We start from the raw sequence: 14,531 nt of genomic DNA, 5'->3' as shown, positions 1-14,531 counted from the left end.
GGGGCGGGGGGCGGCGGCAGTTCCTACGGCCAGTCCCTCAAGGATGATTCGGCCCCGGCGCAAAGCGTCAGTAACCTCTATAACGAAGCCAGCGGCTTTTTCGGCAACGGCAAGTTCAGCTTCGAAACCGGCGTTACCTATGCCCGTTACGACGCCCGTCAGTTGACCCTCAACGGGTTCCTGGCGCTGGACTCGATTTTCCTCGGCAATATCAACCTCGACCGCATCAAGTCCGATAACTGGACCCTGGACCTGACCGGGCGCTACAACGTCGATAACCGTTGGCAGTTCGATGTGAACGTGCCGGTGGTGTACCGCGAGTCGACCTACCAGTCTGCCGGTGCCGGCAACAACGGCACCGCGACGTCGGAACAATCGGTGACGCGCGACCCGACCATCGGCGACGTCAACTTCGGCGTGGCCTACAAGTTCCTCGACGAAACCCCCACCCTGCCGGATGCGGTGGTATCGGTGCGGGTCAAGGCGCCCACCGGCAAAGAACCGTTTGGTATCAAGCTGATCAATACACCCGGCAACGACAACCTGTTCGTGCCGGAAAGCCTGCCAACGGGCAATGGCGTGTGGTCGATCACGCCGGGCATTTCCCTGGTCAAGACCTTCGATCCTGCCGTGCTATTCGGCTCGCTGTCCTATACCCATAACTTCGAAGAATCCTTCGATGACATCAGCAGTGACGTCAACCAGAAGGTCGGCGGCAAGGTCAGCCTGGGCGACAGCTTCCAGTTCGGGGTCGGCGTGGCCTTTGCCCTCAACGAGAAGATGAGTATGTCGTTCTCGGTGTCCGACCTGGTGCAGCGCAAGAGCAGGCTCAAGCCCAACGGCGGCGACTGGCAATCGGTGGTTTCCAGCGATGCCAACGCCGGTTATTTCAACGTGGGGATGACCATTGCCGCGTCGGATAACCTGACCATCGTGCCGAACCTGGCAATCGGCATGACGGACGATGCGCCGGACTTTACGTTCAGCCTGAAATTCCCGTATTACTTCTAACCCGACCGCTACAGAATCCGGTGCACAAGGAAAAGCCCCGCAACGATAAGGGTCGTTGCGGGGCTTTTCGGTTTACCCGCCCTAGCGGATCTGGTGTTTGTGCAGCAACCGGTAGAACGTCGGCCGGGAAATCCCCAGCACACGGGCCGCGACACTCAGGTTGTCGCTGTGCCGGTTGAGCACATCGCACAGCGCCTGGCGTTCAGCACGGTGCTTATAGTCTTCCAGTGTAGCCATGGGTGGCGAAATTGCCTGTTCGCCCAGCAATCCCAGATCGGCGGCTTCGATCTGGCGCCCTTCGGCGAGTACCAGGCCGCGGCGCACGCGGTTGGCCAGTTCGCGCACATTGCCCGGCCACGGGTGTTGCCCCATGGCCACCAGGGCGTCATCGCTGAAGCTGCGGGGGCGGCGGCCGGTTTCCTGGCTGTAGAAGCGTGAAAAGTGGTTGGCCAGCATCGCCACATCACCATGGCGCTCGCGCAAGGGCGCGGTGACCACCTGCAGCACATTGAGCCGGTAGTACAAGTCTTCGCGGAAAGCACCCTTGGCGACGGCCGCTTCAAGGTCGACGTGGGTGGCCGCCAACACCCGCACGTCCACCGGAATCGGCTGGCTGCCGCCGACCCGCTCGACCTGCTTTTCCTGGAGAAAGCGCAGCAGGTTGGCTTGCAGTTCCATGGGCAAATCGCCGATTTCATCGAGGAACAGGGTGCCGCCATGGGCCGCTTCGATGCGCCCGACCTTGCGTTGATGGGCACCGGTAAACGCGCCCTTCTCATGGCCGAACAGTTCGGATTGGATCAGGTGTTCGGGAATGGCGCCGCAGTTGATCGCGACAAAGGGCCTGGCATGGCGCTGGGATTGGCGGTGCAGGGTCTTGGCCACCAGCTCCTTGCCGGTGCCGCTGTCGCCACGGATCAGTACCGGGGACTCCGTGGGCGCCAGCTTGGACAATAATTTGCGTAACTCACGAATGGGGCGGCTTTCCCCCAGCAACTCGTGCCCTTCATCTACCGGGGTGTGACCCTTGCCACGCAGGCGCGCCATGCCAAACGCGCGGCCCAGGGTCACCTGCACCCGCGCCACGTCGAATGGCAGGGTATGGAAGTCGAAAAACCACTCGCAGACGAAGTCCCCCACATTTTGCAGGCGCAGCACATCCTGGCTGAGTACGGCGATCCACTCGGTGCCACTGCGGCTGATCAGTTCCTTGACCGCTTCGGGCCGCTCCAGATGATAGGGCTGCAGGCGCAATAGGCCGACATCGCATGAGCGCTCTCCTACCGATTCCAATGTGCAGCTGTCGACATCCCACCCGGCCGTACGCAAACCGGGCAGCAACCCGTGGCAGTCATCACAGGGGTCAACCACGAGCAAACGACGTTGGACGAGGGGCACACCCATGACTGATCCTTGGCGTCAAAAATCACTAAAGTTATTTAGAAACAACAGTTTGTAATGGTTGCCGATAACCCTAGCAAGATCTTGACAGCGTGCTTGTATCGTTTCGCTATAAGTGCGAACAAAAAGCCACTACTCGTGTTTGCAGGTCAAAAAGTTGCGTCTTCGCAAAACTTTCAATCAGCTTTCAAAACAGCCGCTTACATGACGTCCATCAGGAAAAGTTGAAATTTGTTGCTCTAACATGTGACCCGTACCCCGTCATCGCGCATCAGTACAAGTAACCCGCCGCACGGTCAGCCCAACCGCCGGTACTCACTTGAATGGGCATTTAGAGAGAGACCCACATGAACGCCCCGCTCCGCATCAACGAAGCTCTTTTGATCGCAGACCGTGCTTTCCAGCCCTTTCAATGCGTGGCCTGGCACGATGGCAATGGCGCCCTGAGCCTGAGTGTCATCGACCGCACCAATAACCGTATCGGCAGCAAACAGCTGTCGTCGAACACCTATAGCGACCCGGCGCAATTGGAAGACTTGCTGTTGCGGGCCCGCGCCGAACTCGACAAAGATGGCTACCAGTTGCAGTCCTGGGCCATGCCGAAGTAAATCGCGGCTAACTTGCGATCACTGCAAAACAGTGATCGCAAGTTGCACAATCGAACTTAAGACGCTTATCGCGCCGCGAGAATAAACCGTTCGATTGCTTCCGCAGCGCCCTCCTCGACATTACTGCCGGTGACCACGCTGGCCTGGCGCTTGACGGCTTCTTCCGCCTGCCCCATGGCAATCGACAACCCCGCCACCTGAAACATCGCCGGGTCATTGCCCCCATCCCCGATGGCCGCCGTCTGCTCCAGCGGCACCCCAAGGTGCGCCGCCAGGGTCTTCAACGCCTCGCCCTTGTTGGCCAGCATGGCCGTCACATCCAAATAAATCGGCTGCGAACGCGATACCTGGGCCAAGCCCTGGACCTTGGGCTGCAATTGCGCTTCCAACGTCACCAGTAATTGGGTGTCGTTGCTCGCGGCGACGATCTTGTCGATACGCTCCAGGTAGGGTTCGAAACTTTCCACCACCACCGGCCCATACCCCAGGCCATGGGCTTCGCGCGGTTCCACCGGCCCTGGCGGACCACGGCGCAGCCAGTCGCCGTCGGCAAACACCCAGACTTCCACATCCGGCTCGGCCGAGAACAGCGCCAAGGTCACCAGCGCCGCCTCCGCTGGCAAATGGTGGGCAACCAGGATGCTGCCATCCGGGTTGATCAAGGTGCCACCGTTGAAGCCCGCCACCGGCACATCGATCCCGAATGTCTCGATCAGGTGCAGCATGGCCTTGGGCGGTCGCCCGCTGGCCAGGCTGAAAAACACCCCGGCCTCGCGCAGGGCGCTCACCGCGTCGACGGTGCGCTGGCTCAGGCGATGATCCGGATGCAGCAAGGTGCCGTCCACGTCGCTGAGGATAAAACGGATGGGATGAATCGCTGCGTCACTCATCCGAGCGAGTGCCAGGTGCGGCCATCGCGCGCCAGCAACCCATCAGCCGCTGCGGGCCCGTCTTCACCGGCCTTATAGGTCTGGATCCCGTCGTCCTCCTTCCATGCATCGAGGAACGGTTGCACTGCTCGCCAGCCGTTTTCGATGTTGTCGGCGCGCTGGAACAAGGTCTGGTCGCCGGTCATGCAGTCGTAGATCAGGGTTTCATACCCGGTCGACGGTTGCATCTCGAAGAAGTCCTTGTAGGCAAAACCCAGCTGGATGTTGGCCATATCGAGGGTGGGCCCGGGCTTTTTCGCCAGCAGGTCGAACCACATGCCTTCATTGGGCTGGATCTGGATCTTCAAGTAGGTGGGCTTGACCTCGTCCACCTCGGTGTCACGGAATTGCGCATAGGGCGCCGGCTTGAAGCAGATCACGATCTCGGTGTCGCGCACGCTCATGCGCTTGCCGGTACGCAGGTAGAACGGCACGCCGACCCAGCGCCAGTTATCGATCATCACCTTGAGGGCGACGAAGGTCTCGGTGCTGCTGTCGGGAGCGACGTTGGCTTCTTCGCGGTAGCCGGGCAGTTGCTTGCCGGCGATTTCGCCCGCGGTGTATTGCCCGCGCACCGAGTTGGCCCGCGCGTCTTCCAGGGACCACGGGCGTACCGCGCCGATGACCTTGGCCTTTTCACCGCGCACCGCATCGGCACCAAAGGCGGCCGGGGGCTCCATGGCCACCATCGCCAGCAGCTGGAACAGGTGGTTGGGCACCATGTCGCGCAGGGTGCCGGTTTTTTCGAAGAAATTGCCTCGCGTCTCCACGCCGACGGTTTCGGCGGCGGTGATTTGCACGTGGTCGATATAGTGGTTGTTCCAGAACGCTTCGAACAGCACGTTGGAGAAACGGCTGATGAGGATGTTCTGCACCGTCTCTTTGCCCAGGTAATGGTCGATGCGATAGATCTGCTTCTCGCTCATCACCTTGAGCAGGCTGGCGTTCAACGCTTCGGCGGTGGCCAGGTCGGAGCCGAAGGGCTTCTCGATCACCACGCGCCGGAAACTGTCATCGGTTTCCGTCAGCAGGCCCGCACTGCCCAGGCGCTGCACCACCTCACTGAAGAAGCGTGGTGCGGTGGCCAAATAGAACACCGCGTTGCCGGTGCCGCTGGCAGCGATCTTCTTGCCGATGTCGGCGTAGGTGCTGTCATCGAGGAAATCGCCCTCGACGTAGCTGATGCCTTTGGCCAGTTGCGCCCACAATGCCGGATCGAGGGCGTTATCCCCATTGCCCTTGACCTTACTCGCGGCCTCGGTGCGGATAAAGTCCTCGAGTTTCTTGGCGAAGTCGGCATCACTGATCGCGTTGTGATCAACGCCAACGATGCGCAAGCCATCGCCCAGCAAGCCATCACGACTGAGGTTGTACAGCGCCGGCATCAGCAGGCGCTTGACCAGGTCGCCATGGGCGCCAAACAGAAACAGGGTCGTGGGTGGAGCAGGTTCGGCCTTGAGTTTCTTGCCGTTGGCGGTCATTTTTTGGAAGTCTCCACGTGGCCGCCAAAGCCAAAGCGCATGGCAGACAGCATCTTGTCACCGTAGGTGCTCTGCTGGCGCGAGCGGAACCGCGCGAACAACGACGTGGACAGTACCGGCACCGGCACGGCTTGTTCCATGGCGGCTTCGATGGTCCAGCGGCCTTCGCCGCTGTCGGCCACGGAACCGGAGTAACCGTCCAGCTTGGGGTCGGTGGCCAGGGCGTCGGCAGTCAGGTCCAGCAACCAGGACGAGACCACGCTGCCACGGCGCCAGACTTCGGCAATATCGGCAACGTTGAGGTCGAAGCGCTGGTCTTCGGGCAGGTTTTCCGAGTTCTTGGTCTTGAGGATGTCAAAACCTTCGGCAAACGCCTGCATCATCCCGTACTCGATGCCGTTGTGGATCATCTTGACGAAATGCCCGGAACCCGCCGGGCCGGCGTGGATGTAGCCCTGCTCGGCACGCTTGTCAGCCGACGCGGAACGGTCCTTGGTGCGCGGGATGTTGCCCAGGCCCGGTGCCAGGCTGGCGAAGATCGGGTCGAGGCGCTGTACAGTCTCGGTGTCGCCGCCGATCATCATGCAGTAGCCACGCTCCAGGCCCCAGACCCCGCCGGAGGTACCGACATCGACATAGTGCAGGCCCTTTTGCGCCAGGGCCTTGCCGCGACGCACGTCATCCTTATAGTTGGTGTTGCCGCCGTCGATGATCACGTCACCGTCTTCCAGCAGCTCACTGAGTTCATTGATGGTGTTTTCGGTGGGGTCGCCTGCCGGCAACATCACCCAGACGGCACGGGGTTTCTGCAGCCCGGCCACCAGGGCCTTCAGGTCGGCAACGCCGGTGGCGCCCTCTTCGCTCAAACCTTTGACAAATGCTTCGTTACGGTCGTAAACAACGGTGGTATGCCCATTGAGCATCAGGCGCCGTGCAATATTCCCGCCCATGCGGCCTAGTCCGATAATCCCCAGTTGCATGTGCTGATGCTCCCAACTACTGAATAAATGTGTGACATAGTTTATAGCGCAATGAGGCTAATGAGGGTTAGTCCAGGGCAGATCCGTGTAGTTTCATGGGAAAAAATTGCCATCGTTTCACCATCACGCCTCCGAAAGTCACACGACCACCAAAAATAAAAAAGTTCCATTGATGGGAAAAAGAATTCAGAATTGCTTCCGACTGTTGCCGAGAACCTAGACTCAAGCGTTCTGGCACACCGCGACACACCGGCTATTTGCGAGGCAAGCAATGAGCACAGCACAGATGACCCGTCCTCCACAGACCCTCTACGTCACACTCCGTCGCGATGAATTGCGCCAGTTGAAAGACGAACGCGATCAGTTGCAGCTTGAGGTCATGCGCCTGCGTGCCCATATCATTCAAGCCCAGCTGGACCAGCCTTCCGGTGCGCAGCCCGCGCTCTGCTGAGCCCGTCATCACTTTGTAAGATAACGGCTACATAAATCTCACAAAGTTTTCACATGCCCTTCCCGATACTCCCGCCCCCAAGGGCCATCCCATGCAAGGGTGGCCTCTGTTGCGTGCAGCCCTGCGCGTCAACTGAAAAATTACCGGGTTGGAGCGCTGGATGGCGATGTTCGAACGCAGCAGCAAGTCTGCGAAAGGCTTTGATTGGGCCGGTCTTGGCTGGCTATTCGTGTTTTTCTGGTACTTCTCCGGCATTACCCAACTGCTGATCCAACTCAGCGGCACTTCCGGCTTCAGTGGTTTTCGCCAAGCCTTCTTCATGAGCGCGATATGGCTCGCGCCCCTGCTGGTATTCCCTCGCCGGACGCGCTTGCTTGCTGCCCTGATCGGCGTGGTGCTGTGGGCCTGCTCCATGGCCAGCCTGGGTTATTTCTTCATCTACCAGCAGGAATTTTCCCAAAGCGTCATCTTCATCATGTTCGAGTCGAACATCTCTGAAGCCGGCGAGTACGCCACCCAATACTTCGCCTGGTGGATCGTGCTGGCGTTCATTGCCCACACCGCCGTGGCTATTTTCCTGTGGACCCGGGTACGCCCGGTATACTTGCCGCGCGGCCAGGCCCTGGTGGCGGCAACGGCGATCCTGGTGGCGATCATCGGTTACCCGCTGGTCAAGCAGATAGCCCGCAGCGACACCCTGGACGACGCCATCGACCGCTTCGAGTCGCGCATCGAACCGGCCGTGCCCTGGCAGATGATCGTTGCCTACCGCCGCTACACCGAACAACTGGACAACATGCAAGGCATGCTCGACAGCGCCAGCCAGATCCCCCCCTTGACCAACCTCAAGGACACCATGGCCGGCCAGCCGTCGACCCTGGTGCTGGTGATCGGCGAGTCCACCAACCGTCAACGCATGAGTCTCTACGGCTATCCGCGCAACACCACGCCGGAACTGGACAAGCTGCGCGACCAACTGGCGGTGTTCGATAACGTCATCACCCCGCGCCCCTATACCATCGAAGCCCTGCAACAGGTACTGACGTTCGCCGACGAGGAGAACCCCGATCTCTACCTCAAGACACCGTCGATCGTCAGCGTGATGAAACAGGCCGGGTACAAGACCTACTGGATCACCAACCAGCAGACCATGACCAAGCGCAATACCATGCTCACGACCTTTTCCGAACAGGCCGACGAGCAGGTGTACCTGAACAACAACCGCAACCAGAACGCCCGCCAATACGACGGCGATGTACTGGAACCATTCTCCAAGGCCCTGGCCGACCCGGCCGAGCGCAAGTTCATCGTGGTGCACCTGCTCGGCACCCACATGAGCTACCAGTACCGCTATCCACCGACCTTCGACAAATTCACCGACCGCCAGGGCGTACCTGCCGGGATCAGTGACGATCAACTGCCCACCTACAACAGCTACGACAATGCGGTGCTGTACAACGATTTCGTGGTGTCGAGCCTGATCAAGGACTACGCCAAGACCGATCCCAACGGCTTCCTGTTGTACCTGTCGGACCACGGCGAAGACGTATTCGATTCCGCCGGCCACGCCACCCTGGGGCGTAACGAAGGCAAGCCGACGGCGCCGATGTACACCATTCCGTTCATGGCCTATGCCTCGCCGAAATGGCGCGAAACCCACGACTGGAAGTTTGCCGGCGACTTGCAACGCCCTTACAGCAGCTCGCAATTGATCCACACCTGGGCCGACCTCGCCGGGCTGAGTTTCAACGAACTGGACCGCAGCAAGAGCGTCGTGAGCGACAGCTTCACGCCGCGCCCGCTGATGATCGGCAACCCCTACATGCGCCCGCAAAAGGCCTTGATTGACTTCAGCCTGATCAAGCCCAAGAAGGTTAATCCGACCGATGTGGTCCTGCAGGAACCGCCGGCCTTGTAACAGAAAGATAACAATCATTCTCGTTTAGCCCTAAAGTTCCACCGCTCCTTTCGTCTTTGAGCCAAGGCCTTCCCTTTCCGGGGTGGCCGCAAAGACGACAAGGAGTCTTCCGCGATGTTCGCGCCTTTTACCCGCTCCATGACCCTCACGCTCGGCCTGTGCGGCGCCGCCCTAAGCCCGGCCCTGCTGGCTGAAACCGACCCTGAACACACCCCGCTCGAACTCGGCGCGACCAACATCTCCGCCGAAGGCCTGGGCGCCACCACCGAACACACAGGCGCCTACACCACCGGCTCGATGAGCACCGCCACCCGCCTGAACCTGTCGGTCAAGGAAACCCCACAATCGATCTCGGTGATCACTCGCCAGCAGATGGATGATTTCAATCTCAACACGTTGACCGACGTGCTGCGCCAGACCACCGGGATCAACGTCCAGCATAACGACTCCGACCGCGTGTCCTATTCCTCCCGCGGCTACGGCATCACCAACTTCCAGATTGACGGGATGCTCAATACCTTCGGCTACATGAAGTCCGACGCCGATACCATTATCTACGACCACATCGAGGTGGTACGCGGTGCCACGGGCTTGACCACCGGCGCCGGCGACCCCTCGGCCACCATCAATATGGTGCGCAAGCGCCCGACGGCCCAATGGCAGGCGAAAACCGGCGTCAGCGCCGGCAGCCATGACAACTATTACAGCTACGTGGACGTGGGCGGCCCGCTGGCGTTCGACGGCAAGCTGCGCGGGCGTACGGTGCTGGCCTACCGTGACAGCCAATCGTTCCGCGACAACTATGGCCTGCAGCGGGCGGTCGGCTACGGCATCCTGGAAGGCGATCTTTCCGACGATACCGTGCTGGCCGTAGGTTTCGATTACCAGAACAAGCAGGTCCAGGGCACCTCATGGGGCACCGTGCCGTACTGGAACAGCGAGGGCGGCAAGGCCGGGCTGTCGCGCTCCACCAATATGGCGGCGCACTGGAGTTCCTGGCCGCTGACGGACAAGACCACCTTCGCGACGCTCGACCATCGGCTGGGCGGCGACTGGCACGTGAAGGCCGCCTACACCCATCGCCAGAGCGATACGGATGGCAAGGTGTACTACGGTGGTGCGGGGTTCCCCAACGATGACCGCAGCGGCATGACCGCCTGGGCCAGCCACATGCGCGGCACATCGAAAATGGAGGCCGTCGACCTCAATCTCGCCGGCAGCTATGCACTGCTGGGCCGCGAACATGCACTGATGATGGGCTATGGCGAGGCCACGCAGCGGGACGTCTCCCCCGTGATGCGCAGCAACCTACCCGCCGGCTATTACACCATCGAAGACTGGAAATACATGGGCGGGATCGCCAAGTTCGGCGACACCGTCACCGACCTCAAGGGCGAGCACAGCAGCAAGCAACAGAAGGCTGGCTATCTGGCCACGCGACTGAGCCTCACCGACCGCTTGCATGCAGTGCTGGGCAGCCGCTATGGCAGTTGGGAACTGAAAAGCGCGGCCCCCGAATACAACGCCAACGACCAACTGACGGCCACCAACAAGACCTCCCAGACCCACAATGATATGTGGACGCCCTACGCCGGCCTGCTCTACGACCTGACGCCGGAGTACACCGTCTACGCGAGCTATACCGACATTTTCAAACCCCAGAGCCTGCGCGATGCCAACAAGAAGTACCTGGAGCCCGTGGTCGGCAGCAACTACGAGGTGGGCCTCAAGGGCAGCGTGCTGGAGGAGCGCCTGAACCTGGCGGCGGCGTATTTCTGGAGCACCCAGGACAACGTCGCCGAGCGGGACGATTCGGTGCCACCAAACCCCATCACCGGCGAGGAGTACTACAAGTCCGGCGGCAAAGGTAACAAGGTCAACGGCTTCGAATTGGAAGCTGCCGGGGAAATCATGCCCGATTGGAACCTGACGGCCGGCTACACCTACACCCATTCGGTCAACGGCTCGGGTAAACGCAACAACACCGGGCAGCCGCTGAACCTGCTGAAAGTCTCCAGCGCCTACCGGTTGCCGGGGGCGTGGCGCAACCTCACGGTCGGCGGTGCGGTGAACTGGCAGAGCGACATTTACGATTGGAGCAATCGACCTACAGGGGTACGCGTCGGCAACACACCGGTGACCGAACGGGCGAAGATCACACAACAGGCATACACGGTGGTCAACCTGATGTCCCGCTATCAATTCGACGAGCACGTCTCAGCATCGCTTAACGTCAACAACCTATTCGATAAAAAGTATTACGAGCGCGTTGGCTTTTATAACGGCGTGTATTGGGGCGACCCACGCGCCATTACGCTGGCCGTTGACTGGAAGCTTTAAAGCCGACCATCCGAAGTTAACGATATTGTTAACTTCGGATGTTTCTCGCGTTAATTCCCACTTAATAAGACCGCACCAGAATCGCCCCACGATTCTGATCAAGGACAGAGCAGATAACCGATCACACTTAATGAGTAAACACAGATGAAACTCTCGACCTTGATGCTTGCCAGCCTGATGACCCTGGGCTCCGCCGCCGCGTTTGCCGAAGGCGGCTCGGAGCGCTCGAAGGAGTTCTACAACAACTTCACCTTCACGCAGCAGACGCTTCACGGTACGGTTGAACAAACGGCGTCCGCCGACGGCAAGACACCGAACACCAACACGACCGAACAGGAACAACCCAAGAGTTAATTTAATCGTTAGTTAATCCGCAACACCCTGGGCCATACCGCTCCGTTGGCAAAGGTTTATTGGGCGCCCTCCGCTGGCGCCCTTTTTTTCGCCGGTTATTTATTAAAGCGGCTTGTTCCAGAACAACATGCGCCCATGGGCGGGATCAAACTTCGCATCATCAAAACCAAACTTGCGATACGCCGACTGGGCGACGGCATTACCTTCCAGCACCTCCAGGGTGATCTTGCAGCAACCACGCTGGCGGGCGATGTCCTCGACCTTCAGCAGCATTTTCTGGCTCAGCCCCAAGCCGCGAAACTCATTCATCACCACCACGTCGTGCACGTTGACCAAGGGGCGGCAGGCAAAGGTGGAAAACCCTTCAAAGCAATTCACCAGCCCCGCCGGCTCACCGCCAACAAACGCCAGCACACTGAACGCATGGGGGCGCTTGGCCAACTCGGCCGGCAGCTGCTCCAGTAGATCAGCGGGCAGGCTATGGCCGCCGCCCATGGGGTCTTCTGCGTAATGGTTAAGCACCTTGGCAATGGCTTCGGCATGTACAGGATTGGTGTAGCTGGCTTGCAGCACCAGGATATCTGGGGTGTCCATTTCCGTCCTCGATCACGACTACAAGGGAACCGGTTCCCTTTGAGGGGCACGATTGTAAGCGTGGAGTCAGCACCAGATGAAGGAGATTAACTACAAATGTGCGCCCGAAAGCGCGAAGGCTTTGGCATTAAAAAACCCCAAAGTGTCCATTCAGGGCTTTTTTCGTACAGGTCTCAGCTGAAGCGCTGCAGCTGCATTTCTTGCAAGCGGCTCAAGGTGCGACGGAAAGGAAACGCCAGGTAACCGTTGGTATACAGGCGCTCCAGCGGCACCTGGGCGTCGATGAACAACGGCACCTTGCGGTCGTAGCACTCGTCCACCAGGGCGATGAAGCGACGCACACTGTCGTCGTGCACCGACAACTGCGGCAACTCGCGATCACCGGCCACCACGCGCTCGACCCCATCCTCGGTGCCGCGGGCAATCCGGCCTGGGCGCTGTTGCGCACTCAGGTTGGACACCTCCCCCAGCAGGATCGCCTTGAAGCGGTCGCACAGCAGGATGAAATCCATTGCCGCCAGGGGTTGTTCGCAGAGGTCGGCATAGCGGCACCACAGCACGCTGTCACTGGCCTGCACGCACACGATAGAACGATGGCCGACGGTGACCGGACCACGACTCACCGTCTGGCCTTCGGCCAATTGTGCGAACACGTTCGCCAGCGCATCGGGCTGGTTCACCCAATAGCGCTGCCGGCCCACACCTGGATGCAAGCGATGATCCTCGCCACCGTCGACCGCCACCACGTGCATATGCCGCTCAATCGCCGCAATGCCCGGCAGGAAGCGCTCCCGATTGAAGCCATCGGCATACAGCTGGGCCGGTGGTTGATTGGAGGTGCAGACCATCACCACACCTTCCTCGAACATGACCTGGAACAGCCGGCCGAGGATGATCGCGTCACCGATGTCACTGACGAACAGCTCGTCGAAACACAACACCCGCACCTCCCGGCTCAGCTCCCGCGCCAGGGCCTGCAACGGGTCATGGGTGCCGGTGAGCTGGAACAGACGCTGATGCACCCAGCCCATGAAGTGATGAAAATGCTGACGCCGTGCGGGCACCCGCAGGCTTTGGTAGAACTGATCCATCAACCAGGTCTTGCCGCGGCCCACCGGCCCCCACAGGTAAACGCCAGTCACGGGCGAACGGCCCTGATGCAGGGCTGCATGGCAGGCTTGCAGGGCATCCACCGCCCGGCGCTGGGCGTCGTCGGCAACGAAACCCTGTTGGGTAATGGCGTGTTGGTAAGCAGCGAGGGGCGAGTCGAAAGTCATGCCCGCGATTATGACCTACAGGGAGATGTCCAGCCGTGAAATCTTGCCCTGCGCGTCCAGGCGAAAGGTGTAGCGCAACTCCAGCGGACTGCCGGGAAAATTACCGGAGACCACATTGCTGACCAGCACCTTGCCGGTACGGTGCTGCACCTTGAGCACCTCGACACGCGGCTGGTAGCGGCGCCCGGTGTCTTCCATCCAGCGTGCAATGGCGGCGGTGCCCACCTGGTGCTGGCCTTCATCGAACACATTGGCATCGTCGGCAAAACACTGGGCAATGACCGAGGTGTCGCGGGTATTGGTCGCCGCGATATAGGCGGCGATGGCGGGGGCCAATTCAGGCTGGGACATGGCAAAGCTCCTTTTCAGGTGGTTGTAGCAGCATGCTAAGCCAGGGGTGTGTCAGTTTTTGTCAGGAGTGAACGGCCCGGATTCATTCTGCTCCATCAGCTTGCGCCAGGCCCGCAGCCAGTCGCTGCGCCGCCCCGGATAACGTTCGCCGACGACCTCGGCACTCGCCACGCGGTCGGTGCGAAAAGTGCGATACGCGCCGCGCAGCTCACACCAGGCCACGATCACCCGCACCTCATTGAGAAACCCCAGGGCCAGGGGCCAGATCAGGCGTTGACTCTGGGTCTGGCTGGCATCCGCGTAGTCGATATGCAACTTGTCCTGATGCCGAATCGCTTCGCGAAATACATCCAGCGGCACGCGGTTTTCCGGGTAGCCAAACCCTGGCGGGCCGGGCAGCAACGTCGGGTTGCGCAAGGCTTCCTGCGCCGCCGGGTCGAGCACATCAGCGATTTTCGCCAAGGCGTTGGCGGCGGCACGGCTGAGCACGTCATCGCCGCGCTGGTCCACATAACGCAAGCCCAGCACGATCGCTTCGGTTTCTTCGGCGTTGAGCATCAAGGGGGGCAAAAACAGGCCGCTGCGCAGCACATACCCTACCCCGGCCTCGCCGAAAATCGGCGCGCCCAGGGCGGTCAACTCGGCAATGTCGCGGTACAGCGTACGCTCGGACACTTCCAATTGCGCCGCCAGCACGGCGGCGGTCACCGGGCGTTTCTTGCCTCGCAGGGCCTGCAACAACGTCAGTAAACGAGTGGTACGCGACACGTTGATCCCACCGAATAAGGAAAAGTGCCGCAGCTTAGCAGAGCCTTCTGCCAGGAAACGTCAGCAGC

The 14,531-nt window shown here is 60.4% G+C and carries 14 protein-coding genes; 6 read left to right on the top strand and 8 right to left on the bottom strand.

Annotated features, from left to right (window positions below; all coding sequences use genetic code 11):
* Positions 1–1,011: hypothetical protein (locus Q8X51_RS24110; RefSeq protein ID WP_407694978.1), on the top strand; the 1,011-nt coding region annotated here is incomplete at its 5' end.
* A gap of 81 nt (positions 1,012–1,092) precedes the next feature.
* On the opposite strand, the gene Q8X51_RS24105 is transcribed toward Q8X51_RS24110, so the two are convergent.
* Positions 1,093–2,415, bottom strand: coding sequence for a sigma-54 dependent transcriptional regulator (locus tag Q8X51_RS24105; protein WP_027606451.1), 1,323 nt, complete (start codon positions 2,413–2,415; stop codon positions 1,093–1,095).
* 344 nt (positions 2,416–2,759) lie between these two features.
* On the opposite strand from Q8X51_RS24105, the gene Q8X51_RS24100 reads away from it, so the two are divergent.
* Positions 2,760–3,020 carry a hypothetical protein gene (locus Q8X51_RS24100; RefSeq protein WP_065927887.1) on the top strand — a complete coding sequence of 87 codons (261 nt, stop codon included), beginning with the start codon at positions 2,760–2,762 and terminating at the stop codon, positions 3,018–3,020.
* Between the two features lie 65 nt (positions 3,021–3,085).
* Here Q8X51_RS24100 and Q8X51_RS24095 read toward each other — a convergent pair whose 3' ends face one another.
* Genes Q8X51_RS24095 through gnd form a run of 3 tightly spaced genes read right to left on the bottom strand, consistent with a single transcriptional unit; the run spans position 3,086 to position 6,455 of the window.
* Positions 3,086–3,910, bottom strand: coding sequence for a Cof-type HAD-IIB family hydrolase (locus Q8X51_RS24095; RefSeq protein WP_065927888.1), 825 nt, complete (start codon positions 3,908–3,910; stop codon positions 3,086–3,088).
* The gene (gene zwf, locus Q8X51_RS24090) at positions 3,907–5,430 is read right to left on the bottom strand and encodes a glucose-6-phosphate dehydrogenase (RefSeq protein ID WP_065948661.1); all 1,524 of its coding nucleotides are present in this window, start codon (positions 5,428–5,430) and stop codon (positions 3,907–3,909) included. Before zwf ends, Q8X51_RS24095 begins: the two co-directional genes overlap by 4 nt.
* Positions 5,427–6,455 carry a phosphogluconate dehydrogenase (NAD(+)-dependent, decarboxylating) gene (gnd, locus tag Q8X51_RS24085; protein WP_223841635.1) on the bottom strand — a complete coding sequence of 343 codons (1,029 nt, stop codon included), beginning with the start codon at positions 6,453–6,455 and terminating at the stop codon, positions 5,427–5,429. Before gnd ends, zwf begins: the two co-directional genes overlap by 4 nt.
* A 226-nt stretch (positions 6,456–6,681) precedes the next feature.
* Between gnd and Q8X51_RS24080 the strand changes: the two genes are divergently transcribed.
* From Q8X51_RS24080 to Q8X51_RS24065, 4 genes are all read left to right on the top strand, one after another.
* Positions 6,682–6,861, top strand: coding sequence for a DUF6026 family protein (locus Q8X51_RS24080; protein ID WP_256097793.1), 180 nt, complete (start codon positions 6,682–6,684; stop codon positions 6,859–6,861).
* Positions 6,862–7,021: 160 nt separating this feature from the next.
* On the top strand, positions 7,022–8,779 hold the full coding sequence (locus Q8X51_RS24075) for a phosphoethanolamine transferase CptA (protein ID WP_065948662.1): 1,758 nt from the start codon (positions 7,022–7,024) through the stop codon (positions 8,777–8,779).
* Between the two features lie 114 nt (positions 8,780–8,893).
* Positions 8,894–11,119, top strand: a complete 2,226-nt coding sequence (locus Q8X51_RS24070; protein WP_407694584.1) for a TonB-dependent siderophore receptor — start codon at positions 8,894–8,896, stop codon at positions 11,117–11,119.
* A 144-nt stretch (positions 11,120–11,263) separates the two neighbouring features.
* Positions 11,264–11,473 carry a hypothetical protein gene (locus Q8X51_RS24065; RefSeq protein ID WP_065927892.1) on the top strand — a complete coding sequence of 70 codons (210 nt, stop codon included), beginning with the start codon at positions 11,264–11,266 and terminating at the stop codon, positions 11,471–11,473.
* Positions 11,474–11,575: 102 nt separating this feature from the next.
* Here the strand turns inward: Q8X51_RS24065 and Q8X51_RS24060 are convergent, their stop codons facing one another.
* The 4 genes from Q8X51_RS24060 to Q8X51_RS24045 form a co-directional block, all read right to left on the bottom strand.
* The gene (locus Q8X51_RS24060; RefSeq protein ID WP_027606459.1) at positions 11,576–12,067 is read right to left on the bottom strand and encodes a GNAT family N-acetyltransferase; all 492 of its coding nucleotides are present in this window, start codon (positions 12,065–12,067) and stop codon (positions 11,576–11,578) included.
* A 173-nt stretch (positions 12,068–12,240) separates the two neighbouring features.
* A complete protein-coding gene (zapE, locus tag Q8X51_RS24055) occupies positions 12,241–13,344 on the bottom strand; it encodes a cell division protein ZapE (protein WP_407694583.1) in 1,104 nt (367 codons plus the stop codon).
* A gap of 15 nt (positions 13,345–13,359) precedes the next feature.
* Complete coding sequence (locus Q8X51_RS24050) at positions 13,360–13,695, bottom strand: nuclear transport factor 2 family protein (RefSeq protein ID WP_065927894.1); 336 nt, start codon at positions 13,693–13,695, stop codon at positions 13,360–13,362.
* Between the two features lie 51 nt (positions 13,696–13,746).
* Entirely contained in the window at positions 13,747–14,463 is a 717-nt protein-coding gene (locus Q8X51_RS24045; protein ID WP_065927895.1) for a helix-turn-helix transcriptional regulator, read from the bottom strand.
* Positions 14,464–14,531: the final 68 nt, after the last annotated feature.

Origin of the sequence: Pseudomonas sp. Yb2C2, from assembly GCF_052112325.1 — a bacterium.
In the GTDB taxonomy this organism is placed as follows: Bacteria; Pseudomonadota; Gammaproteobacteria; order Pseudomonadales; family Pseudomonadaceae; genus Aquipseudomonas; species Aquipseudomonas marginalis.
Note: the sequence above shows the minus strand (reverse complement) of the source record. Positions and strands in the feature narration are given on the sequence as shown.

Coding starts and splice junctions, on each gene's coding strand:
- Q8X51_RS24060 (WP_027606459.1), bottom strand. CDS start 12,067: ATGGACACCCCAGATATCCTGGTGCTGCAAGCCAGCTACACCAATCCT.
- zapE (WP_407694583.1), bottom strand. CDS start 13,344: ATGACTTTCGACTCGCCCCTCGCTGCTTACCAACACGCCATTACCCAA.
- Q8X51_RS24105 (WP_027606451.1), bottom strand. CDS start 2,415: ATGGGTGTGCCCCTCGTCCAACGTCGTTTGCTCGTGGTTGACCCCTGT.
- Q8X51_RS24065 (WP_065927892.1), top strand. CDS start 11,264: ATGAAACTCTCGACCTTGATGCTTGCCAGCCTGATGACCCTGGGCTCC.
- Q8X51_RS24095 (WP_065927888.1), bottom strand. CDS start 3,910: ATGAGTGACGCAGCGATTCATCCCATCCGTTTTATCCTCAGCGACGTG.
- Q8X51_RS24050 (WP_065927894.1), bottom strand. CDS start 13,695: ATGTCCCAGCCTGAATTGGCCCCCGCCATCGCCGCCTATATCGCGGCG.
- Q8X51_RS24080 (WP_256097793.1), top strand. CDS start 6,682: ATGAGCACAGCACAGATGACCCGTCCTCCACAGACCCTCTACGTCACA.
- Q8X51_RS24100 (WP_065927887.1), top strand. CDS start 2,760: ATGAACGCCCCGCTCCGCATCAACGAAGCTCTTTTGATCGCAGACCGT.
- Q8X51_RS24075 (WP_065948662.1), top strand. CDS start 7,022: ATGGCGATGTTCGAACGCAGCAGCAAGTCTGCGAAAGGCTTTGATTGG.
- Q8X51_RS24070 (WP_407694584.1), top strand. CDS start 8,894: ATGTTCGCGCCTTTTACCCGCTCCATGACCCTCACGCTCGGCCTGTGC.
- zwf (WP_065948661.1), bottom strand. CDS start 5,430: ATGACCGCCAACGGCAAGAAACTCAAGGCCGAACCTGCTCCACCCACG.